At 58.5% G+C, this 2,970-nt stretch carries 2 protein-coding genes; both read left to right on the plus strand.

The window, feature by feature from the left end; all coding sequences use genetic code 11:
- Positions 1–57 precede the first annotated feature (57 nt).
- On the plus strand, positions 58–870 hold the full coding sequence (locus tag RT613_RS19075) for a CbbQ/NirQ/NorQ/GpvN family protein (protein ID WP_313617959.1): 813 nt from the start codon (positions 58–60) through the stop codon (positions 868–870).
- A gap of 111 nt (positions 871–981) precedes the next feature.
- Entirely contained in the window at positions 982–2,880 is a 1,899-nt protein-coding gene (locus RT613_RS19080) for a nitric oxide reductase activation protein NorD (protein ID WP_313617961.1), read from the plus strand.
- The last annotated feature ends 90 nt before the right edge of the window (positions 2,881–2,970 follow it).

Here is a 2,970-nt window from a genome sequence, read left to right on the forward strand (position 1 = left end):
CCCTTAGACCCCAGGGGCCGGCGCTTCCCTTTTTCAGAATCTCATGGAGAGAAAAACATGAACACGATCTTCAGGGACGGACCAACGACCACCACGGAAATTCCTTTTTACAGCCCGTCCGGCAAAGAGTGCCAGCTGTTTGAAAGAGCATGGACCCGGCAGCTGCCGCTGCTTCTGAAAGGTCCAACCGGCTGCGGAAAGACCCGCTTTGTCAGCCATATGGCCGCCAAGCTCGGCCTGCCGCTTTCCACCGTCTCATGCCATGACGATCTGGCCGCCGCCGATCTGACCGGCCGTTACCTGCTGAAAGGTGGCGACACGGTCTGGACGGATGGCCCGCTAACCAGAGCGGTTCGTCAGGGTGGCGTCTGCTATCTCGATGAAATCGTTGAAGCCCGCAAGGATGTCGCGGTCGTGCTGCACCCGCTGACCGACGATCGACGCATTCTGCCGCTGGAACGCACCGGCGAAGTGCTGGAAGCACCTCCCGGCTTCATGCTGGTGGTGTCCTACAACCCCGGTTACCAGAACCTGCTGAAAAGCCTGAAACCCAGCACCCGGCAGCGTTTTGTCGCCATTGAATTCGACTTCTTGCCGAAGGACCAGGAAATAGCAGTTGTTTCGCAGGAAAGTGGCCTTGATGAATCTGACATCGAACCGCTGGTCAACCTGGCGCAGCGTCTGCGCACCCTGAAAGGCCATGACCTTGAAGAAGGTGTCTCAACCCGCCTCGTCGTTTATTGCGCAAGCCTGATCGATGCCGGCATGAGCAATCGTGACGCCGTCCGCGCTGCCATGATCGAACCGCTGACCGACGAGCAGGATGTAAAGGCAGCCCTTTTCGAGATCGCGGACGCAATGATCCGCTAAGGCACTTTGCGTCTTCAACGGCGCAAAAGGCCCTCCGACACACTGAAGCTACGCATCGCCATTTGCGAAATTCGAAACCGGATTTCGCACCGATGCGGCAAGGATAGTTCGATGCTGGATTTTCTGGAACTGGAAGAAACCGTTGGCCGTGCATGGCATCGCCTGATTGGCGGAACGGCAACATGGCTGCGTTTTCCTGAACATGCCGTCAAACTGGACGATGTGCAAACGTTGCTGGCTGTGTGCTTTCGCGGTTTTGGTGGTGAGCGGGCGGTGCAGATCGCGCCGGCCCGTGCCCGCACGTCCACCCACCGCTTGCGTTTGCGTCAACGCATGGGACTTGGTGAGGAAAAGTTGGCCCAGCCGGGCCGTGACCACGCCACGTTGATGTTGCCTCCAGTCATCGACCTGTTCCCGGACGAAGGACTTAACCGTGACCTCTATGTCTGGCTCGCAGCCGCGATGGCTTGCCTGCCACTCGACCAGTTTCCATCAGATGATTTGCTGCTGAACGATCTCACCCGGCTTGATCGGGCATCAAAGTTGGCCGACCATGTCATGGAAGCCTTTCCCGGCATGAAAAATCGCTATCGTCGCCTGTGTGCTGCCATCCTTGCCGTGCGTCAGAAAAGACCACTTCCCAAGGTCGAGCAGCAGGTTGAAAACCGTATTCTGGCGATGCTGGCAAATGGTGCCGAACACCATGCGCCAGTCGCGCCGTTCCAGTTCCCATACAAGGCACCGCCTGGTTATCTGCCGATGTTACCGGTTCCCCTGTGGCCCGATACGCTGCTGCGCGAAGCCTCCGAACCGCGCGACAATGAAGACCAGCCGGCCAGCGGTGCTCAGCCCCAAGGCGCACCAACCGCCCGGCACATTGCGGTCAGAGAAAAGCCGGAAAATCGCCAGACCGAACGCAGCCCGTTCATTCTCAATCGGTTCGAAAAGATCTTGGCCATGGCTGAAATGGTCAATGTCGATCGCCCCGGCGACGATAGTGACGATAATGACGCCAGCGCCGCCGATGAACTCGACGAGATGACGCTTGGCGAACGCAAGGGCAGACCATCCGCCCGCTTCCGTTTCGATCTTGACCTTCCACCGGAAGCACTGGATCGCACCCCGTTGACGGCAGACCTAACCTACCCGGAATGGGATTATCGCAGCGGCACCTATCTGCCCAACCATTGCCGCGTGCTTGCTTCGGCGGCCGCCGGTTCGGAAATACCGCCAGAAGCCGATGAACAGACCAAGAGCCTGATCCGCCGCGTCAAACGGCAATTCGAGGTTCTGCGCCCGCGGCATGAAATGCTCAAAGCCCAGATCGACGGAAACGATCTTGATCTGGATGCCGTAGTCCGTGTGCGAAGCGACATGGCTGCTGGCGGTCAGGGCAGTGATCGCATTCACATGATGAGCAGACCGCAGGCTCATGACCTTGCCGTCACCATTCTTGTCGATGTGTCGCTGTCCACTGATGCGTGGTTTGATAACCGCCGCGTGCTGGATGTCGAGAAAGAAGCCCTGCTGGTGTTGGCAAACGGACTGTCCGCGTGCGGCGACAGCCACTCCATTCTGACATTCACCTCCCGTCGTCGCTCATGGGTGCGGGTGGAAACGGTAAAAGATTTTGACGAGCCAATGGGCGACAAGGTGGAGCGACGCATTTCCGCACTGAAACCTGGCTATTACACCCGTATTGGCCCTGCGGTTCGCCATGCGGCTGCGGAGTTGCGCAAGCGCCCTGACAGACGCAAGTTGCTGTTGCTGCTGACCGACGGCAAACCCAACGACGTCGACCACTATGAAGGCCGGTTTGCCATCGAAGACAGCCGCCGGGCCATTACCGAGGCAAGACGCTCTGGGGTCAATGTGTTCGGTGTGACGGTGGACAAGGAGGCCCAGTCCTACATTCCGGCGATCTTTGGCCAGAATGGCTACGCCATCGTCAACAAAATTTCCAAACTGCCCTCAGCGCTGCCCGCCATCTATCGCAGCCTAGCCGGTTAATCGCAGCAAACACCACCAAAACAAACAGCCCCGCCAAATATGAACTGACCCCCGAAAGTTGGACACCCAACCTCGGGGGTTTTGCATGTC

The organism is Agrobacterium sp. (genome assembly GCF_032092815.1).
GTDB lineage: Bacteria > Pseudomonadota > Alphaproteobacteria > Rhizobiales > Rhizobiaceae > Agrobacterium.

Coding starts and splice junctions, on each gene's coding strand:
- RT613_RS19075 (WP_313617959.1), top strand. CDS start 58: ATGAACACGATCTTCAGGGACGGACCAACGACCACCACGGAAATTCCT.
- RT613_RS19080 (WP_313617961.1), top strand. CDS start 982: ATGCTGGATTTTCTGGAACTGGAAGAAACCGTTGGCCGTGCATGGCAT.